This is a genomic window from Polaribacter septentrionalilitoris, assembly GCF_009832745.1.
GTDB classification, from domain to species: domain Bacteria; phylum Bacteroidota; class Bacteroidia; order Flavobacteriales; family Flavobacteriaceae; genus Polaribacter; species Polaribacter septentrionalilitoris.
Genome location: NZ_VRMJ01000008.1, coordinates 10,986 through 28,940 on the forward strand (window position 1 = coordinate 10,986; position 17,955 = coordinate 28,940).

General features: G+C 29.6%; 17 protein-coding genes. 8 read left to right on the plus strand and 9 right to left on the minus strand.

The features are described 5' to 3' along the window. Window positions 1–58: 58 nt before the first annotated feature. From FP421_RS01310 to FP421_RS01320, 3 genes are all read left to right on the plus strand, one after another. Window positions 59–4,378 carry a CusA/CzcA family heavy metal efflux RND transporter gene (locus FP421_RS01310; protein WP_159946840.1) on the plus strand — a complete coding sequence of 1,440 codons (4,320 nt, stop codon included), beginning with the start codon at window positions 59–61 and terminating at the stop codon, window positions 4,376–4,378. Window positions 4,379–4,380: 2 nt separating this feature from the next. Next, on the plus strand, window positions 4,381–5,502 hold the full coding sequence (locus tag FP421_RS01315) for an efflux RND transporter periplasmic adaptor subunit (RefSeq protein ID WP_159946842.1): 1,122 nt from the start codon (window positions 4,381–4,383) through the stop codon (window positions 5,500–5,502). Between the two features lie 136 nt (window positions 5,503–5,638). Next, window positions 5,639–6,136, plus strand: coding sequence for a DUF3575 domain-containing protein (locus tag FP421_RS01320; protein WP_159946844.1), 498 nt, complete (start codon window positions 5,639–5,641; stop codon window positions 6,134–6,136). A gap of 71 nt (window positions 6,137–6,207) precedes the next feature. On the opposite strand, the gene FP421_RS01325 is transcribed toward FP421_RS01320, so the two are convergent. Next, on the minus strand, window positions 6,208–7,053 hold the full coding sequence (locus FP421_RS01325; protein ID WP_159946846.1) for an OmpA/MotB family protein: 846 nt from the start codon (window positions 7,051–7,053) through the stop codon (window positions 6,208–6,210). 112 nt (window positions 7,054–7,165) lie between these two features. Between FP421_RS01325 and FP421_RS01330 the strand changes: the two genes are divergently transcribed. Further along, window positions 7,166–8,158: an FAD:protein FMN transferase gene (locus tag FP421_RS01330; protein ID WP_159946848.1), complete on the plus strand. Its 993-nt coding sequence runs from the start codon at window positions 7,166–7,168 to the stop codon at window positions 8,156–8,158. A 72-nt stretch (window positions 8,159–8,230) separates the two neighbouring features. After that, on the plus strand, window positions 8,231–9,514 hold the full coding sequence (locus FP421_RS01335; RefSeq protein WP_159946850.1) for a hypothetical protein: 1,284 nt from the start codon (window positions 8,231–8,233) through the stop codon (window positions 9,512–9,514). Here FP421_RS01335 and FP421_RS01340 read toward each other — a convergent pair whose 3' ends face one another. The 6 genes from FP421_RS01340 to gpmI are packed head-to-tail and all read right to left on the minus strand — an operon-like array spanning window position 9,515 to window position 13,931. After that, a complete protein-coding gene (locus FP421_RS01340; protein WP_159946852.1) occupies window positions 9,515–10,285 on the minus strand; it encodes a methyltransferase domain-containing protein in 771 nt (256 codons plus the stop codon). It lies immediately after the preceding gene. Window positions 10,286–10,293: 8 nt separating this feature from the next. Then, complete coding sequence (locus tag FP421_RS01345) at window positions 10,294–10,605, minus strand: cupin domain-containing protein (protein ID WP_159946854.1); 312 nt, start codon at window positions 10,603–10,605, stop codon at window positions 10,294–10,296. Beyond that, on the minus strand, window positions 10,606–11,415 hold the full coding sequence (gene map / locus FP421_RS01350) for a type I methionyl aminopeptidase (protein WP_159946856.1): 810 nt from the start codon (window positions 11,413–11,415) through the stop codon (window positions 10,606–10,608). Between the two features lie 56 nt (window positions 11,416–11,471). Then, entirely contained in the window at window positions 11,472–11,873 is a 402-nt protein-coding gene (locus FP421_RS01355; RefSeq protein WP_159946858.1) for a BT0820 family HAD-type phosphatase, read from the minus strand. Then, entirely contained in the window at window positions 11,873–12,397 is a 525-nt protein-coding gene (locus FP421_RS01360) for a thioredoxin family protein (RefSeq protein WP_159946860.1), read from the minus strand. The genes FP421_RS01355 and FP421_RS01360 overlap by 1 nt, the downstream gene beginning before the upstream one ends. Before the next feature lie 16 nt (window positions 12,398–12,413). Further along, the gene (gene gpmI / locus FP421_RS01365; RefSeq protein WP_159946862.1) at window positions 12,414–13,931 is read right to left on the minus strand and encodes a 2,3-bisphosphoglycerate-independent phosphoglycerate mutase; all 1,518 of its coding nucleotides are present in this window, start codon (window positions 13,929–13,931) and stop codon (window positions 12,414–12,416) included. 277 nt (window positions 13,932–14,208) lie between these two features. Between gpmI and FP421_RS01370 the strand changes: the two genes are divergently transcribed. The 3 genes from FP421_RS01370 to FP421_RS01380 all read left to right on the plus strand — a co-directional run bounded on the left by FP421_RS01370 (window position 14,209) and on the right by FP421_RS01380 (window position 16,865). Continuing rightward, window positions 14,209–14,592 (plus strand): ankyrin repeat domain-containing protein, encoded by a 384-nt coding sequence (locus FP421_RS01370; RefSeq protein WP_159946864.1) that lies wholly within the window; start codon window positions 14,209–14,211, stop codon window positions 14,590–14,592. A 201-nt stretch (window positions 14,593–14,793) separates the two neighbouring features. After that, complete coding sequence (locus FP421_RS01375; protein ID WP_159946866.1) at window positions 14,794–16,539, plus strand: aromatic amino acid hydroxylase; 1,746 nt, start codon at window positions 14,794–14,796, stop codon at window positions 16,537–16,539. Between the two features lie 11 nt (window positions 16,540–16,550). Continuing rightward, a complete protein-coding gene (locus tag FP421_RS01380) occupies window positions 16,551–16,865 on the plus strand; it encodes a rhodanese-like domain-containing protein (protein ID WP_159946868.1) in 315 nt (104 codons plus the stop codon). Between the two features lie 2 nt (window positions 16,866–16,867). Here FP421_RS01380 and FP421_RS01385 read toward each other — a convergent pair whose 3' ends face one another. Both FP421_RS01385 and FP421_RS01390 read right to left on the minus strand, forming a co-directional pair. Further along, entirely contained in the window at window positions 16,868–17,254 is a 387-nt protein-coding gene (locus tag FP421_RS01385) for a hypothetical protein (RefSeq protein WP_159946870.1), read from the minus strand. Between the two features lie 47 nt (window positions 17,255–17,301). Further along, window positions 17,302–17,955, minus strand: coding sequence for a response regulator transcription factor (locus tag FP421_RS01390; RefSeq protein WP_159946872.1), 654 nt, complete (start codon window positions 17,953–17,955; stop codon window positions 17,302–17,304).

Here is a 17,955-nt window from a genome sequence, read left to right on the forward strand (position 1 = left end):
CTTTTTAAGCCTGTTTACAAGAAACAGGTGTCTATTAATTATTATTTTATTATGAAATATGTTAGAATACATTATAAAATTTAGCTTAAAAAATAAGCTCATCATTTTTTTATTTATTGCATCAGTAATTGGTTTTGGTATTTATTCTTTAACCCAAATACCTATTGGTGCTGTACCCGATATTACCAACAATCAGGTGCAAGTTATTACTACATCACGTAATTTATCTACACAAGATGTAGAGCAATTTATTACGTATCCTGTAGAATTAGAGATGGATAATTTACCTGGAGTAGAAGAAATTAGATCCGTTTCAAAATTTGGTTTATCTGTAGTTACTATTGTTTTTAGTGATGATATGGGAACGTATCTTCCAAGACAATTGATTGCTGAAAAAATCAAATCTGCCTCCGAGAAAATTCCAAAAAGTTTTGGTGTACCTGAAATGGGACCCATTACAACAGGTTTGGGGGAAATTTATCAATATATTTTAGACGTAAAACCAGGTTATGAAAACCAATATTCACCAACAAGATTAAGAACTATTCAAGATTGGATTGTAAAACGTCAATTATCTGGTATCCCAGGAGTGGTAGAAGTGAATACTTGGGGTGGATTTCTAAAACAATACGAAGTTGCTATTAACCCAAACAAGTTGAATGCAATGAATATTTCTATTGCAGAAGTGTATACTGCTTTAGAAAAAAATAACAGTGTTGCTGGTGGAGGTTATATCGAAAAAACAAACGAAACTTTTTTTATTCGTGGTGAAGGTTTGGTTAAAAATCTAGATGATATAGGCAACATTGTTGTAAAAAATGAAGGAACACCTATTTATATCAAAAATGTAGCTAAAGTAGGTTTTGGAAGCGCAACTCGTTTTGGTGCTATTACCGGAAATGGACAAGGAGAGAAAGTGCTTGGGCAAATAATGATGTTAAAAAATGGGAATTCTAAAGAAATTATAAACGCTGTAAAAGAACGTGTTGCATCCATTCAAAGTTCATTACCAGAAGGTGTTTTTATTAATGGATTTTTAGAAAGAAGTGAGTTGATAGATAAAACAACTTTTACGGTTGCAGAAAACCTCATTTTAGGGTCATTAATTGTAATTTTTGTTGTGGTGTTACTATTAGGAAATTTACGTTCTGGTTTGGTAGTAGCTTCAGTAATTCCTTTGTCTTTACTTTTTGCAATCTCTTTAATGAATGTATTTGGTGTGGATGCTAATTTAATGAGTTTGGGTGCGATTGATTTTGGAATCATCATTGATGGTGCTGTTATTATTGTTGAGTTTATTGCTTATAAAATTATCACCCAAAGTGATAAATTAAAATCCCTTACAAAAGAAGCTAAACAAGAAGAACTTGATAAAATTACTTTAAAAAGTGCTTCAAAAATGATGAATTCTGCCATTTTTGGACAACTCATTATCTTAATTGTTTTTATACCAATATTATCTTTAGATGGTGTAGAAGGAAAAATGTTTAGACCTATGGCATTAACATTTAGTTTTGCTTTGGTGGGAGCTATGTTGTTTTGTTTAACTTATGTTCCTGTAGTTTCTTCATTATTTCTAAAACCAGAAAAGCAATCTAAAAAAAATATCTCTGTTCGTTTAATGAAAGTATTAAATTCTTGGTACAAACCAGTAATTCATTGGGCACTCTTTCATAAAAAAATAGTTGTTGGTTTTGCAGTATTTCTTTTAACCTCTAGCATTTGGTTGTTTAGCACAATGGGTGGAGAATTTGTACCTACTTTAGATGAAGGAGATTTTGTAATCCAACCAGTTTTAAAAACAGGAACCTCTTTAAGGAAAACCATAGAAATTACAACTAAAATAGAGCAGATTTTATTAGATAAATTTCCAGAAGTAGCTCAAGTTGTAAGTCGTATTGGAGCTGCAGAAGTGCCTACAGATCCTATGTCTATGGAAGAAAGTGATGTTATCATCAAATTAAAACCTAAAAAAGAATGGGTTTCTGCTTCTAGTAAAGATGAATTGGCAGATAAATTTAAAGAAGCTTTGGCTATTATTCCTGGAATGGAGGTAGAGTTTACGCAACCTATAGAAATGCGTTTTAATGAGCTCATTACAGGTGTAAGGGCAGATGTTGCTATTAAAATATTTGGAGAAGATTTATCAGTTTTAGCCAATAAGGCCGACGAAGTAAAGGAATTGATTAGAAATGTACCTGGAGCATCAGACATTATTATAGAAAAAGTAGAAGGATTGCCGCAAATGAGTGTGACCTACAATCGTAGTAAAATTGCACGATATGGTTTAAATATCTCAGATATTAATCAATTAATTTCTACAGGATTTGCTGGTGGAACTGTTGGGAATGTTTTTGAAGGTGAAAAGCGTTTCGATTTGGTGGTTCGTTTGGATGAAAGAAACCGAAAAAATCTAGCAAGCCTCCAATATCTCTATGTTGATGCACCAAATGGAAATAAAATTCCGTTAAGTGAATTAGCAGAAATAAAATATACTACTGGTCCTGCAAAAATTTCTAGAGATGATACCAAACGTAGAATTGTAGTTGGCATTAATGTAAGAAACAGAGATTTACAATCTGTTGTAAATGATGTTAGAAAAATTATCAATAAAAAACTAAAAATTCCTGCAGGTTACAGCATAACTTATGGTGGTCAGTTTGAAAATTTACAGAGTGCTAAAGCACGTTTAATGATTGCAGTTCCTATTGCATTAGTATTGATTTTTATTTTACTTCATTTTGCTTTTGGTTCTGTAAAAGAAGCCTTAATGGTGTATTCTGCAATTCCATTGTCAGCTGTTGGTGGAATCTTATTCTTATGGTTAAGAGATTTGCCTTTTAGCATTTCTGCAGGTGTTGGTTTTATTGCACTTTTCGGTATTGCAGTGCTTAACGGAATTGTATTAATAGAACATTTTAAAGAATTAAAAGAAGAAGGTGTAATAGATATTGAAGAACGCATAAAACGAGGAACATCAGAAAGATTGAGGCCTGTTTTGCTAACAGCAGCAGCAGCAGCTTTAGGATTTTTACCAATGGCTATTTCAACTAATGCAGGAGCAGAAGTACAACGTCCGTTAGCTACCGTTGTTATTGGTGGTTTACTTACTGCAACTATTTTAACCCTAGTTGTATTACCTGTTTTATATGCTTGGTTTGAAGAAAAAAAAGAAATTAAAATGAACAAAACTATTCTTCTAATTATTTTAACTTTCTTTACGTTTATACAAACAAATGCCCAATCTAAATTAACATTTGAAAAAACGTTGTCTCTTGCACTTAAAAACAATGCTGGCTTAAAAGCTGAAACTTTAAAAGTTGATGAAAGTAATGCCTTAGTTAGAAGTGCATTTAGTTTTGATAAAACATCATTGTATTACAGTTATGATGAAAATAATTTAGCAGTAAATAACTTACCCTTAAAAGTCTTTGGAGTTGCACAAGATTTTAAATTCCCAACAGTTTATTTCTTTGAAAAAAAAGCAAAAAAAGCCAAATTAGGTATAGAAAATAGCAATTATAGTATAAAACAACAACAACTTCAAAAGGCAGTTTATAGTCATTTTTATCAATTAAGTTATGTAAAGAATAAAGCTGAAACGTATCGTTTTTTAGATAGTTTGTACCAAGATTTTGCTAAAAAATCTGAACGTAGGTTTGAACTAGGTGAAACCAATTATTTAGAAATGATTACTGCAAAATCTAAGCAAAAACAGATAGAAATCCTTTATAAACAGACCTTGCAAGAGGTTATGCATTCAAGAGAAAAATTAAAAAGTATTGTACAGGTTGATACATTAGAAACTGTTGATGAACCATTGCAAAAATTAACAATACAAGAGATTTTTATTAAAGATAATTTAGGAATACAACACTTAGAGAATATCAAAAATTATCAAAACCTTTTATATAAGAAAGAAAAACAAAATTTGTTGCCAGATATTAGTGTAGAATATTTTCAAGGAACAAATTCGCAATTGAATTATAATATACGAGGATATCAAATAGGAGTTAAAATTCCAATATTATTTTCTGGAAATGCCTCGAAAATTAAAGCTTCTAAAATTGCAAAACAAGTTGTTTCAGCAGAACAAGCAGATTACAAAATAAAATTAGAAGCCAAATACAAATCGCTTTTAGCAATACTCAAACAGCATGAAGAAGCTTTAAATTATTACGAGTTTCAAGGGGAAAACTTAAAGAATGAAATTATAAAAACGGTAAACCGAACATTTAAAGAAGGAGAAATTGACTTTTTCCAATACATTCAAAGTTTAGAAACGGCAAAAGATATTGAGTTGTCTTATCTTAATAATCTAAATGCTTACAATCAAACAGTTATTAGTATCAATCACCTTATTTTAAATATTTTTTAAAAATGAAAAACATATATATATACTTATTTTCACTATTCATTTTAGCTTGTGGAAACAGTGAAAAATCAGCAGAATCTAATCTAAAGGAATTAGGAACAGATAATTACATAAAAATTAGTAAGCAGCAATTTGAGAGTCAGAACATGCGTTTTGGACAATTAATAGAACAACCTTTTAATACTACAGTAAAAGCAAATGGTGCTATAGATGTTCCACCAGAAAATAGATCTAGCGTAAATACGTTTATTGGGGGTTATGTTAATAAAGTTCCATTATTAGTAGGAGATAAAGTAAAAAAGGGTCAATTTGTTGCTAGTTTAAGTAGTACAGATATTGTAGAAATTCAACAAGAATATTTAGAAGTTTTAGCACAATTAGCATATCAAAAAAACGAATATACAAGACAAAAGACCTTGTTTGAAGAAAAAATTTCTTCACAAAAAAACTATCTTAAAGCAGAAAGTGTTTACAAAAGTAGTTTGGCAATGTATAATGGTTTGCGTAAAAAATTACAAATGCTTAATATAGAAGCTAGTAGTGTTGAACAAGGTAAAATTACATCAGAAATTAAGCTTTATGCTCCTATAGATGGATATGTAACCAAAGTAAATGTTAGTAATGGGGCTTTTGTTTCTCCATCAAGTAAATTGTTAGAAATTGTAAATACAGATCATATCCATTTAGAATTAGATGTTTTTGAAAAAGATATTTTAAACGTTAAAAGGCATCAAAAAATAGTGTTTCATGTTCCTGAAGCTTCTAACAAAAACTTCGAAGGTGAAGTGCATTTGGTAGGAACTTCTATAGACAATAATAGAATTATTAAAGTTCATGGACATTTAAATGACGACCAAATTCAGCTTATTACAGGGATGTTTGTTGAAGCATCAATTATTGTTGAATCAAAAAAAGGAATTTCTATAGCTAAAACTGCTGTATTAAAAAATGAATTAAATTCTTATCTTCTAGTCTTAAAAGAAGAAAAAAATAATACTTATTTTTTAGAAAAATTACCTTTAAAAATTGGTCTCGAAAATGAAAAATTTGCTGAAGTATTAAATCATAGTAGTTTTAAAGATAAAAAAATAGTAACTCAGGGTGTTTTTATGTTAAATGAATTATAGTTAAAAACGTAAATGAGGATAATCTTAATTATATTTTAAAAAAAGATGTATTTCATTTGGTTAATTGTTTTAGATAACATTTTTATTATGTTTGCAGTATACGATAACATTGATTAAAACATTAGAAAAATAGATTATGAAAAAAATAATAATAGCTTTTGGACTCTTAGTAAGTTCTTTGGGATATTCTCAACAAGAAATTAAATTGGATATTGCTGATGCATTAGTCATTAGAAGTTTAGAGTTTTCTTATGAAAGTTACCTGTCTGACGAATCCTCTTTTGGAGTATCAGCTTTATTTAACCTTGCAAAACAGGATGTTAATTTTCGATATAATGAAAATATGATGATTACCCCTTACTATCGTCATTATTTTACATCAGATTATAAATGGAACTTTTTTGGTGAAGGTTTTTTGGGTATTAATTCTGGGAAAAAAGAATCTATAAAAGATTCTGGAGTTTATGATGTTAAATATACTGATGGTGCATTAGGAATTGCTGTTGGAACAAAATATGTAGCTGAAGGAGGTTTGATGATTGATGTATATGGTGGTGTTGGTAGAAATTTGTTTGGTTCAGATTCACCAGTTATAGTTCCAAGAGTAGGTTTAAATGTAGGTTGGAGATTTTAAACAATTAATTATAAAACAAAAAAACCATCTCATTTGAGATGGTTTTTTTGTTTTATAAAACTACTAATTGATTATTCTGCATCTTGCTCTAACAAATCAAAGAATTGATTTAACTTAGGCATAATAATAATTTTTGTTCTTCTATTTTTTGCTTTGTTTTCATCAGTATCATTAGGTGCTAATGGCACATATTGACTTCTACCTGCAGCGATTAATCTTTGAGGTTTTACACCATATTTATACTGTAAAATCCTTGTAATAGAAGTTGCTCTCTTTGCAGATAAATCCCAGTTATCTTGAATGAAATCTCTTTTAATAGGAGTAGAATCTGTGTGACCTTCAATCATAACTTCCATTTTTGGTTGACCTTTAATCACCTTTGCAATCTTTTCTAAAACAGTGTAAGCTTTATCAGTTACGTTGTAGCTACCACTTTTGAATAATAATTTATCAGAAATTGAAATAAATACAACTGTCTTTTCTACATTAACTACAATATCTTTATCTTGAATACCATCTGTTAAGTTTTTAGTTAAGTGGTATTTAATAGCAAGATTAATAGAATCTTTTTGAGTCATAGCCTTTCTAACCCCATTTATGTATTTATCTTTTTCACTTAATTGAGTAATAACACTTTTAATGTTATCTGATGAAGACTGGGTTAAAACGGTTAAATTCTCTACTTGTTTAAGTGCATTTTTTTTATCTATTTTAAGAGATTTTACCTGCTCTTTTAACGCAAATACTTGAGTATCTTCTTTTTCTTTTTCGATTAAACACTTTTGTAAGTTCGTTTTTACAGCAAGAAGTTCTTTTTCTGCTTTTTGGTGTTTTAATTCTAAAGCCGCATGTTCTTTTTTAGAAACACAAGAACTTACTAAGATAATTGACAATAGGGCAACTGATAATCTTTTCATTTGTTTTGTACTATTAATTAGTTAACAAATTTAGCAAAATCAATTCATAAAAAGCGGTAATATCCATTTTTTATGAAAATTTTAAACACTATTTTTGTGTAAACATATTTTAATGAGAGTTCAAAAAATAACATTTTATATTTCAATTGTTCTTATTGTTTTAAGTTGTAAACCAAAAATTCATTTAAAAGATCATACATTAAGAGGATTTATTTTTGGAACAAGCTATAAAATAACATATTTGAACGCTGAGAATAACTATCAAAAATCTATTGATAGTTTGTTTTTTTCGATAAATAAATCACTTTCAACCTATATTCCAACTTCTGATATTTCAAGAATTAATAGAGGAGACACAACTGTTTTAGTTGATGACTATTTTATTGAAGTATTCAATAAATCAAAACGAATTTTTAAAGAAACAAATGGTTATTTTGACCCTACTGTGGGTAATTTAGTCAATGCTTGGGGTTTTGGACCAAAAAAAGAGAAAAATGATTTGTCAGAAAGAGAGGTCATACAACAGATGCGGTTTGTAGGATTCCAAAAAGTAAAATTACAGGGCAGAAAAGTTAAAAAAGAAAGTGATAGTATTTATTTAGATTTCAATTCTATTGCAAAAGGCTATGCTATTGATGTAATTGGTCGTTTTTTAGAATCTAAAGATATTGAGAGTTATCTTGTAGAAATAGGAGGGGAAATTAGAACAAGGGGTAAAAAAGAAAATGCTTCTCCTTGGGTAATTAAGTTGGTCAATCCTCTTCATAAAAATGAATTAGATCGTTTTAAAAAATTAAATTTATCTAATAAATCTATGGCTACTTCAGGCAATTATAGAAAATTTAGAATTGCAGATAATGGAGAAAAATATGTACATACGATAAACCCTAAAACAGGATATGCTTTAGAGAGTAATTTATTGAGTGCATCAGTCATCTCTAATTTAGACTGCGCAGATGTAGATGCTTATGCAACTTCTTTCATGGCTATGGGTTTAGAAAAATCTAAAAAGTTTTTAGAAAATCATAAAAATTTACATACAATATTATTATTCTCTAATAAAGAAGGTCTTCTAGAAGAATATATAATAAATACCTATAAATAGGTGCTAAATTGCTTTAAATGAATAGTATTTTTGCTATATTGCAAGCCAATAATTGGGGATAATTATTAAACTATGAAAAAATTACTACTAGTATTACTATGTTTTGTTGCTGTTTATACCACTACAGCACAGTCTAATAAAGATATTGCAAACGTTTATATTAAAAGATCACAGGAAAGTCTTGATAACCTTGAGATAGAAGAATCGCTTGAACACTTTACTAAAGCGATGAAATACATGGATACCATCACTTCTGCTAAAGTGGCTAGATTAGGTACATACATTCATTATGAGTTAAGAAATTTTCAAGAAGCGCAATCATTAGCAAAACAATACTTCTTATTAAATAGAAATAAAAAATCTGAAGAATATCGCGGGTTATTAGAACTTTATGTAAACATTAATGAAGAATTAGAAATTCAAAAAAGAGAAGAAGCAAGATTAGAAAAAGAAAGACTTGCAAAAGAAAAAGAACTAAGAAGAATAGATTCTTTAAAAACACTTTGGAATAATAAGTCAGAATCACTTTCTTTAAAAGTAGATAGTATATATGATTTCAATAAAAACAATTTAGCACTCTACGTAGCTAATGGCTTTTTTGGAATATTAAGTGACAAAGGAGAAATAATTATAAAAGCTGATTCTTATGAAGATGCTCTAAGTTTTGATGGTTTTTTTATTTTAAAAAATAAAAAAGAAGATCCTACAAAAATTTATGCTTACAATTCAAATTCAAATTCAGGCTTTGTATTACCAAGTCCATCAGATTTTAATACATTATCAACACATTATGGTAAAGTAATGTTACCGAGAGGAAATGGAAGGTTAGTTACATATCCAAACAATTCTTATGAGCCTATGGTGTATGATTTAAATGTGAAAAGGTATGTGAAAATTGCAAATAAAAAAGAATTATTTAAAAATTTAAAGAAAAATGATGTTATTGATAAATATAATAAAGATGATGAAGTCAAGGTAGATAAAGAATGGTATCGTTTTGGAGGTCACTTAGGTGGTGGTATTCATCCTTTATACTTTGCCAATAGATACCAAGTTTATTCTTTTTTATGCTCTATTGATGGGCGCGTATTAAGAGCTAGTTCAACATATCAATACATAGGGTTTTTCCATAATAATAAATACCAAGCATTAAAAGGAGATGAAACTATTTGGATAAATCAAAACGGTACTAAGGTAGGTGCTCCAGATAACGAATCTGGAAAATATGTAGGTCTATCTAAAGTGGTAAAGTTAGAAGATGGTACTTATCAAATTATGCAAGGAGGCTTTATTATTTTAGGTGATGAAAAATTAGAGAAATTACAAGATTTTTTAAGAAATAACTCAAGTAAATAACTACTTATAACATACAGGAAGAATTTCATTCTTCATTAAACAAAATCGTTCTAATTCTTTTGGAGCGATTTTTTTTGTATAATCAATTTCATCTACCTTAAAGCCAATAGAACGAAGTTTGTCAAAGTAATCTCTACCATAAACTCTAACATGGTCGTATTGTCCAAAAATTTTAGCACGTTCTTTTTTATCTGTAATGGTATCGTCTTCAAAAGTTGTTGCTCTAGATAAATCTTGTGGAATTTGAAAAATACCAAACCCTCCAGATTTTAATACACGATACAATTCTTGCATAGCTTTTTCATCATCAGTGATATGCTCTAATACATGATTACAAAAAACCACATCAAAAGAATTATCGTCAAATGGTAAATCACAAATATCAGCTTTTACATCTGCTATTGGTGATTCTAAATCTGATGTGATATACTTTAAGTTTTTTTGTTTTCTAAAGATTTTTAAAAAACATTGTTCAGGAGCAATGTGTAGTACGTTTAGTTTTTTTTCTGAAGTAAAAAAATTAGTTTCATTTTTTAAAAAAAGCCACATTAATCGATGTCTTTCTAATGATAAAGTAGAAGGAGATAAAGCATTTTCTCGCTGTTTGCCATAGCCATAAGGTAAAAATTTTCGAAAACTTTTACCATCAATAGGGTCTGTAAAGGTATTCCCTTTAAGAGATAAAGCTATTATAGGTCTTACAAGATAACCTGCTTTTATCAACCAAGGTCTAGGAATCGTATTTAGTATAGATTTAAAAACAGTTTTCAATAGAAATATTATTGATATTCTTCTCTAACAGGACAAAATACATCTGTAATCTTACAATCAGTCAAAGCTTTTCCTGAGTGTTTTGCCAATGATGGAATTTTTAAAATTGAACCTGGAGTGTAAATTTTTGTTATTCCATCAACAGTCATTTCAAATTCACCTTCAGTAACTTGCGTAGTTTGCTCATGAATATGAGAGTGTTTTGGTATTTCAGCCCCCTTTTTCACTTCCCAAAAAGCAATAGTAAAGGTTTCCATATGAACAAATCGTCCATTAAATCCTGCTATAATTTCTTTAGGATTTATATCGTTAATTCTCATTTATGATCCTTGTCTAAATTCATCTTCTTCATCGGTAACAATACCTAATGCCTCATGCACATATTTAAATGTAGAAAGTAATTCTGGTTTTCCGTTTACAATGGCTACATCATGTTCAAAATGTGCAGATGGTTTACCATCTAAAGTAGTAATTGTCCAACCATCAGCATGTTGTCTAATTCTATGAGTTCCCATGTTAGTCATTGGCTCTATAGCAACTACCATTCCTTCGACAAATTTTTTCCCTCTTCCTCTTCTCCCATAATTTGGCATTTCTGGATCTTCATGCATTTCTTTACCTAAGCCATGACCAACTAATTCTCTAACAACACCATAACCATGTTTTTCTGTGAAATTTTGTATGGCAAATCCTACATCTCCAACTCTATTCCCAGCTTTAAATTCCCTGATACCTACATATAAACTTTCTCTAGTGATGTCTAATAATTTTCTTGTTTCAGTATCAATTTCTCCTACTGCAAAAGTATACGCATGATCTCCGTAAAATCCATTTTTCTTAGCACCACAGTCAATAGAAATGATATCACCTTCTTTTAGGGGTTCTTTGTTTGGTATACCATGCACAACTTGAGCATTAGGACTCATACAAAGTGTATTGGGAAAATCATACAACCCTAAAAAACCAGGAACAGCTCCTTCTGCTCTAATAAAATCTTCAGCTAGTTTGTCTAAGTACAAAGTTGAAACTCCAGGTTTTACTTCTTTAGCAAGCATACCTAATGTTCTAGAAACTATAAGTGCACTTTCGCGCATAATTTCTATCTCTTCTTTGGTTTTTATTTTAATCATATTGAAAAAATTGAACCGCAAAGTTACTATATTTTATATTAGTTAAAAGAAAGTCTTTATTTGAAAAATGAGAAAAATCCTTTTTTCTTTTTTACAGGCGGTTCATGGTTAAAGATGATTTTGTAAATCGCTGTCCATCCTAAAAAACCACCCACATTTCTATCGTCTATAAATAAATCTGCATGAATTTTTCGACTGTATTTTTCATCAAAGACTTCTTCTGGAAAGTTTTTATTTACAGCGTAAAATTCTAATCCGTTTTCTTTACAAAAATCAACAGCTTCATCTAATTTTCTTCCACTTCTATAAGTCCAAAGAATTAATCTATGCCCTTGAGATTGTAGTTTTTTTAGGGTGTGAAATGCAAAAATCATTTCTTTACCTATTTTAGGATATGCATCTTCTACAATGGTGCCGTCAAAATCAACAGCAATAATTAAAGGATTAGTGGGTAACATTAATTATCGTAAGAATGTTTATAAGCTTTACCAGAAACAATTTTTAAAATATCTTTTTCAAGAGATTCACGAGCATATTCTACATACCTCCCAATTTCTTTTCCGTCTTTGTAGAAAATAAAAGTTGGTACTCTTAAAATATTTAGGCCTTCTTGAAGGTTATCAGGTGTTTTTTTGTTTCTGTTAACAGTAACTATCTCTAAGTTGTTTAAATTAAAATTGGCTTGCTCTAAAATTTTATAAAAACGTGGCGTTTCTCTTTTACTATCTCCACACCAAGTTCCCATAAAACCTTTGATTTTTAAACCTTTTAACTCTTCTTTTAATTGAGAAATTATTGCAGCATCGGTTTTATAAGCTGCGTATCTTTGGTCAAACCAAGTTTTGTAAGGTACTTGGTTAAATGATTCTTTGTTAGCAAATCCGACTAAATCTCCATTTTTATTTTTCTCAGCGTTTACTTTTTTTTGAGTAGCACAAGAAAACAAAGAAATAGTAAAAATCAATAAAAATAGATTTCTCATAGATTAAAAAATTAAATTACAATAAAGAATGCTGAGTCATTTCTTTTGGTTGTTCAACTCCCATTAAATCTAATATTGTAGGAGCAACGTCGCCTAAGATACCACTTTTTATTGATTTTATTTCTTTATCAATAAGTATAAAAGGAACTGGATTTGTGGTATGTGCAGTATGAGGAGAGCCATCAGGATTCATCATAGTTTCACAGTTACCATGGTCAGCGATTAGTAAAATAGAATACCCATTCTCTAAACCTGTTTCAATAACATCTTTTGCACATTCATCTACAGCTTCACAAGCTTTTACAGCTGCTTCCATAATTCCTGTATGTCCAACCATATCTCCATTTGCAAAATTTAAACATACAAAATCTGCTTCTCCTTTTTCTAAATCTTCACATAAAGCATCTCTTAATTCATAAGCAGACATTTCTGGTTGTAAATCGTAAGTCGCAACTTTTGGAGAATTTCTAAGAATTCTTTTTTCACCTTCAAAAGGTGCTTCTTGCCCTCCAGAAAAGAAAAAAGTTACGTGAGGATATTTTTCAGTTTCGGCAATTCTGATTTGTTTTTTACCAGCATTCGCTAAAACTTCACCTATTGTATTTTTTATGTTTTTATTGGTGTAAATTACATTGATTCCTTTAAAAGTATCATCGTATAAAGTCATAGTTGTGTAATACAAGTCTAACTTTTTCATATCATACTCTGGGAAATCTTGCTGAGATAAAGCATTGGTTAACTCACGTCCTCTATCTGTTCTGTAATTAAAAAACAAGACTACATCACCTTCTTTTATTGTTGCTTTAGGAGATCCATTTTCATCAGTAACAATGATGGGTTTATGAAATTCATCAGTAATATCAGCTTCATAATTTTTATTCATGGTAGCAATAACATCAGTAGTTTTTGTGCCAACACCTTTTACCACACCATCATAAGCTTCTTTTACACGTTCCCAACGATTGTCTCTATCCATCGCATAATAACGACCAGTAACAGATGCTAACTCACCAACATTTTCATTCATGTATTCTTGAACATCGTTAATGAAATAGGTTCCTGATTTTGGGTCACAATCTCTACCATCTGTAAAAGCGTGCAAATACACATTTTCTACATTGTTTTCTTTGGCTACATCAATGATGCCTTTTAAATGATCAATGTGAGCATGAATACCACCGTTAGAAACTAATCCTAATAAATGAACATCTTTATTATTTTCTTTGGCATAGCTCAAAGTATCTAATAATACCTTTTCCTTACCTAAAGTTTTTTCTTTGACTGCTTTGTTAATTCTTGCCAAGTTTTGATATACTATTCTACCAGCACCAAGGTTCATATGACCAACTTCAGAATTCCCCATTTGACCTTCTGGTAAGCCCACATGTTCTCCATCTGTTCTTAATTCTGCATTTGGGTATTTGTCATATAAACTATCGATATATGATGTTTTTGCATTGTAAATTGCTGATACTTTTGGGTCTTGGGTAATTCCCCAACCGTCCAAAATCATTAGTATAACTTTCTTGTTCATTGTCTTAAAATTGTACTGTAAAAATAACAAAGATTTTTGTGTTATTTTAAGTTTTTTACGAAACCGTTAGCGTAAATTTTTATATGATTATTGTTGTCAAGTTTTAAATAAATGAATTAGAAATTATCAAATTAACGTTAATTAAGGTTTTTTTAGTAGTTTTTTTACAGAATTGTTAAACAGCTGTTAATAAAGTGTTTTGGGTGAAACATATTTAAATATCTTAAGTCTATTAGATATAAATAACAATTATAATTAAACCCAAAAACTTATTATCATGAAAAAATTAATCTTACCAATTTTAGTATGTCTATTTGCATTCGGATCTACAAATGCAAATACTTTTAAAACACCAATTACAAAAACTTCAAAAGGAGCCTATTCTAGCAATGTAAATGCATTTTGCAAGCTGATTCAAATGGGTGACTTTGCAGCTGTAAAATCTCTTATCGCAGCTGGAGAAAATGTAAATAAAAAATCTAATGGTTTAACTCCTTTAATGTTTGCCGCTAGACATAATAAAGCAAAAATTGCAAAATTATTAATTGATAATGGAGCAAAATTAAAGACCAAATCTGATAGAGGAAATATGACTGCATTAGATATGGCAAAAAGATCAAAAGCAAAAGATGCTATAAAAGTTATTAAAGCTGCTTTATAATATTTGTTTGAATTAATTAGTATAAAGCAAAACAGGCTATCTTATTAAGGTAGCCTGTTTTTTTATTTAATTTTATCTCAAATTAAAAAAAACATAATTCATAGAATGATGAATTCTGTAAAAATTAATCAATTTAACAAAGTTTAAATATGAAATCAATATTTTAATATGTAATTTTGAGAGAATAATTCAATATTTTATATGAATACACACTTTACGTTGAATAATGTCACAAAAAAGTTGCCTAAACATTTACATAAATTTGTAGTGAGACAACCCTATGAAGAATATACAGCACAAAACCAAGCAGTTTGGAGGTATGTGATGAGAATGAATGTTGATTATTTAAGTAAAGTTGCTCACAAATCTTATATTAAAGGGTTAAAAAAAACGGGTATTTCTATAAATAACATCCCTAAAATGCAGGGAATGAACAGAATTTTAAAAGATATTGGTTGGGCAGCTGTTTCTGTTGATGGTTTTATTCCGCCAAATGCTTTTATGGAATTTCAAGCCTATAATGTGCTGGTTATTGCTTCTGATATGAGAACTATAAATCATATTGAATATACACCTGCACCAGATATTATTCATGAAGCTGCTGGTCATGCTCCAATTATAGCAAATCCTGAATATGCAGAATATTTAAGAAGATTTGGTGAGATTGGTAGTAAGGCAATTTCATCAGCAAAAGACTATGAAATGTATGAAGCTATTCGACTTTTATCAATCTTAAAAGAAAATCCAAATTCATCAGAAAAAGAAATAAACGAAGCACAAGAAAAAGTAGAATTTCTTCAAAATAACATGGGTGAACTTTCTGAAATGGCTCAAATTAGAAATTTGCATTGGTGGACTGTTGAATATGGGTTGATAGGCGATTTGCAAAACCCAAAGATTTATGGAGCTGGATTATTGTCTTCGATAGGAGAAAGCAAATGGTGTTTGCAAGAAGAGGTGAAAAAAGTTCCTTATTCTATTGAAGCAGCTCGTGTAAATTTTGATATTACCAAACCACAACCTCAATTATTTGTAACTCCAGATTTTGCACATTTAAGTTTGGTTTTAGAGCAATTTGCAAATACAATGGCAATTCGAAAAGGTGGTTTAAATGGGATACAAAAATTAATAAATTCTAAGAATTTAGGGACGATAGAACTAAGTACAGGAATACAAATTTCAGGTGTGTTCACCAATGTAATTGCTGATGAAAACGGAAATCCTATTTATTTTCAGACTACTGGAGAAACAGCTTTAGCCAACAGAGATAAAGAGTTGATTGGTCATGGAATTACAAACCATAAATATGGTTTTGGTAGCCCAATTGGTAAATTAAAAGGAATTAACATCCCCATAGAAAATATGAGTCCGAGAGATTTGGAAGCCTATCAAATTTATGAAGGCAAACAAATTACTTTAGAATTTGAAGGTGGAATAAGAGTTCAAGGTGATGTTATAACTGGAACAAGAGATCTAAAGGGAAGAATTTTATTGATTACATTTAAAAATTGTACTGTAACATATAGAAATCAAATATTATTTCAACCAGATTGGGGAGTTTATGATATGGCAATTGGTAAAGAAGTAGTATCTGCTTATTCAGGACCTGCAGATGTGAATTCTTTCCTAGATTTAGGCAAAGTTTCTGAGACTAAAACTCATAAAATAGATTATAGTTTATCTCAAAAAGAATTGTATAATCTTTATGCTCAGGTAAAAGAAATGAGAGAAGAGAATACAGCATCAGAAAAAAAAATAACAGAAATTTTTAATCAGTTAAAAAACAATTTTCCAGAAGATTGGTTGTTGTTATTAGAGGTTTATGAATTAGCTTTGCAGAATACTTATTCTATAAAATCTATCATTTTAGAAAAGTTAGAAGAATTGAAATGTAACAAAAGCTACACAAAGTTAATAGATAATGGATTAGTTTTGTGCCATAAATAAAAAATAGAAAAATGGGTTTATTTGGTATTTTTAATCAGAAAGACAAATCTGGAGAAATAAAAGAGTATTTAGAAAAAGGAGCAGTAATTTTAGATGTTAGAACTCAACAAGAGTGGGATGAAGGCCATACTGAAGGAGCAAAACATATTGTATTAAATGTGATTCCTGCTGAAGTTGAGAAAATTAAATCTTGGGGTAAACCTGTAATTGCTGTTTGTAGAAGTGGAGGTAGAAGTGGGCAAGCTACTCAATTTTTAGCTCAAAATGGAGTGGATGTTATTAATGGTGGACCATGGCAAAATGTAGATCAACACGTTGCTAAATAGTTTTAACTATTAAAACTTCTTTTTTTTAAGCGCTGAAATCTTCTGTATATTCTAAGAGATTGTGTAAGCTTTCTAATTACAGCAAAAGCACCACCAAGCATTGCGCCTACAAAAGCACCCATTGTTAAGGGGTCATAGTCGTGACCTGTAATTAAATATTTTAGATAAAAAGTTATGATTCCGATAAGAATTGAAATCAAAAAAACTTGCAGTTTCGATTTTGAAAGATGTGCGTAAAAACCACAAATTATTCCAGTAATTATAGATGTTGCTGTAATTTTTGAAAGAAACAACTTTGAGATGGAGGTGTCTTTCGAAACAAAAATAGTTGTAATAAACATGCCTATTAAAATTCCGAAAAAAATACCTAAAACTACTTTTTTAATCATTTTTATGAGGGGGAATTAATATTCATAAAAATACACAAAATTTTACATTAAATTAAATTTCTTTTTTGTGCTTTCATCACAGCTTCCATTTTACTATGTACTTGTAATTTCTTGTAAATATTTTCAATGTGTTTTCTTACTGTAGAAGGAGAGATAATCAAATTATCTGAAATTGCATTGTAATTTAACCCTTTACTTAATTGAATTAAAATTTCAGTTTCTCTCTTTGATAGTTTTATTTCTTCTTGATGAGTTGTTTTAGTGTCTAATATTTGAGGATTTCTCAATAAATTTAAAGTTTTTAATGCGATACTTGGTGTCATTGGAGCACCACCTTTAGTTACTTCTATAATACTTTTATATAACTTTTCTGCATCAATTTCTTTTAATAAATATCCATTTGCACCTGCTTTTATGGCTTTAAAAACACAATCATCATCATCTACAACGGTTAACATGATTACTTTAATTTGAGGATATTTTTTCTTGATTAATTCTGTAGCTTTTATACCATTCATTTCTGGCATCTGAATATCCATCAAAATTACATCAATGTTATGGTTTTCTTCAAGTTTACCTATTAGTTCAGCACCATTATTTGCGTGAAATTTAACAGAAATATCATCAAAAAAAGAAAGTTTTTCTCTGATGGTTTTTACTAAAAAGTAATTGTCTTCGGCAATGCAAATTTTTAAATTCAT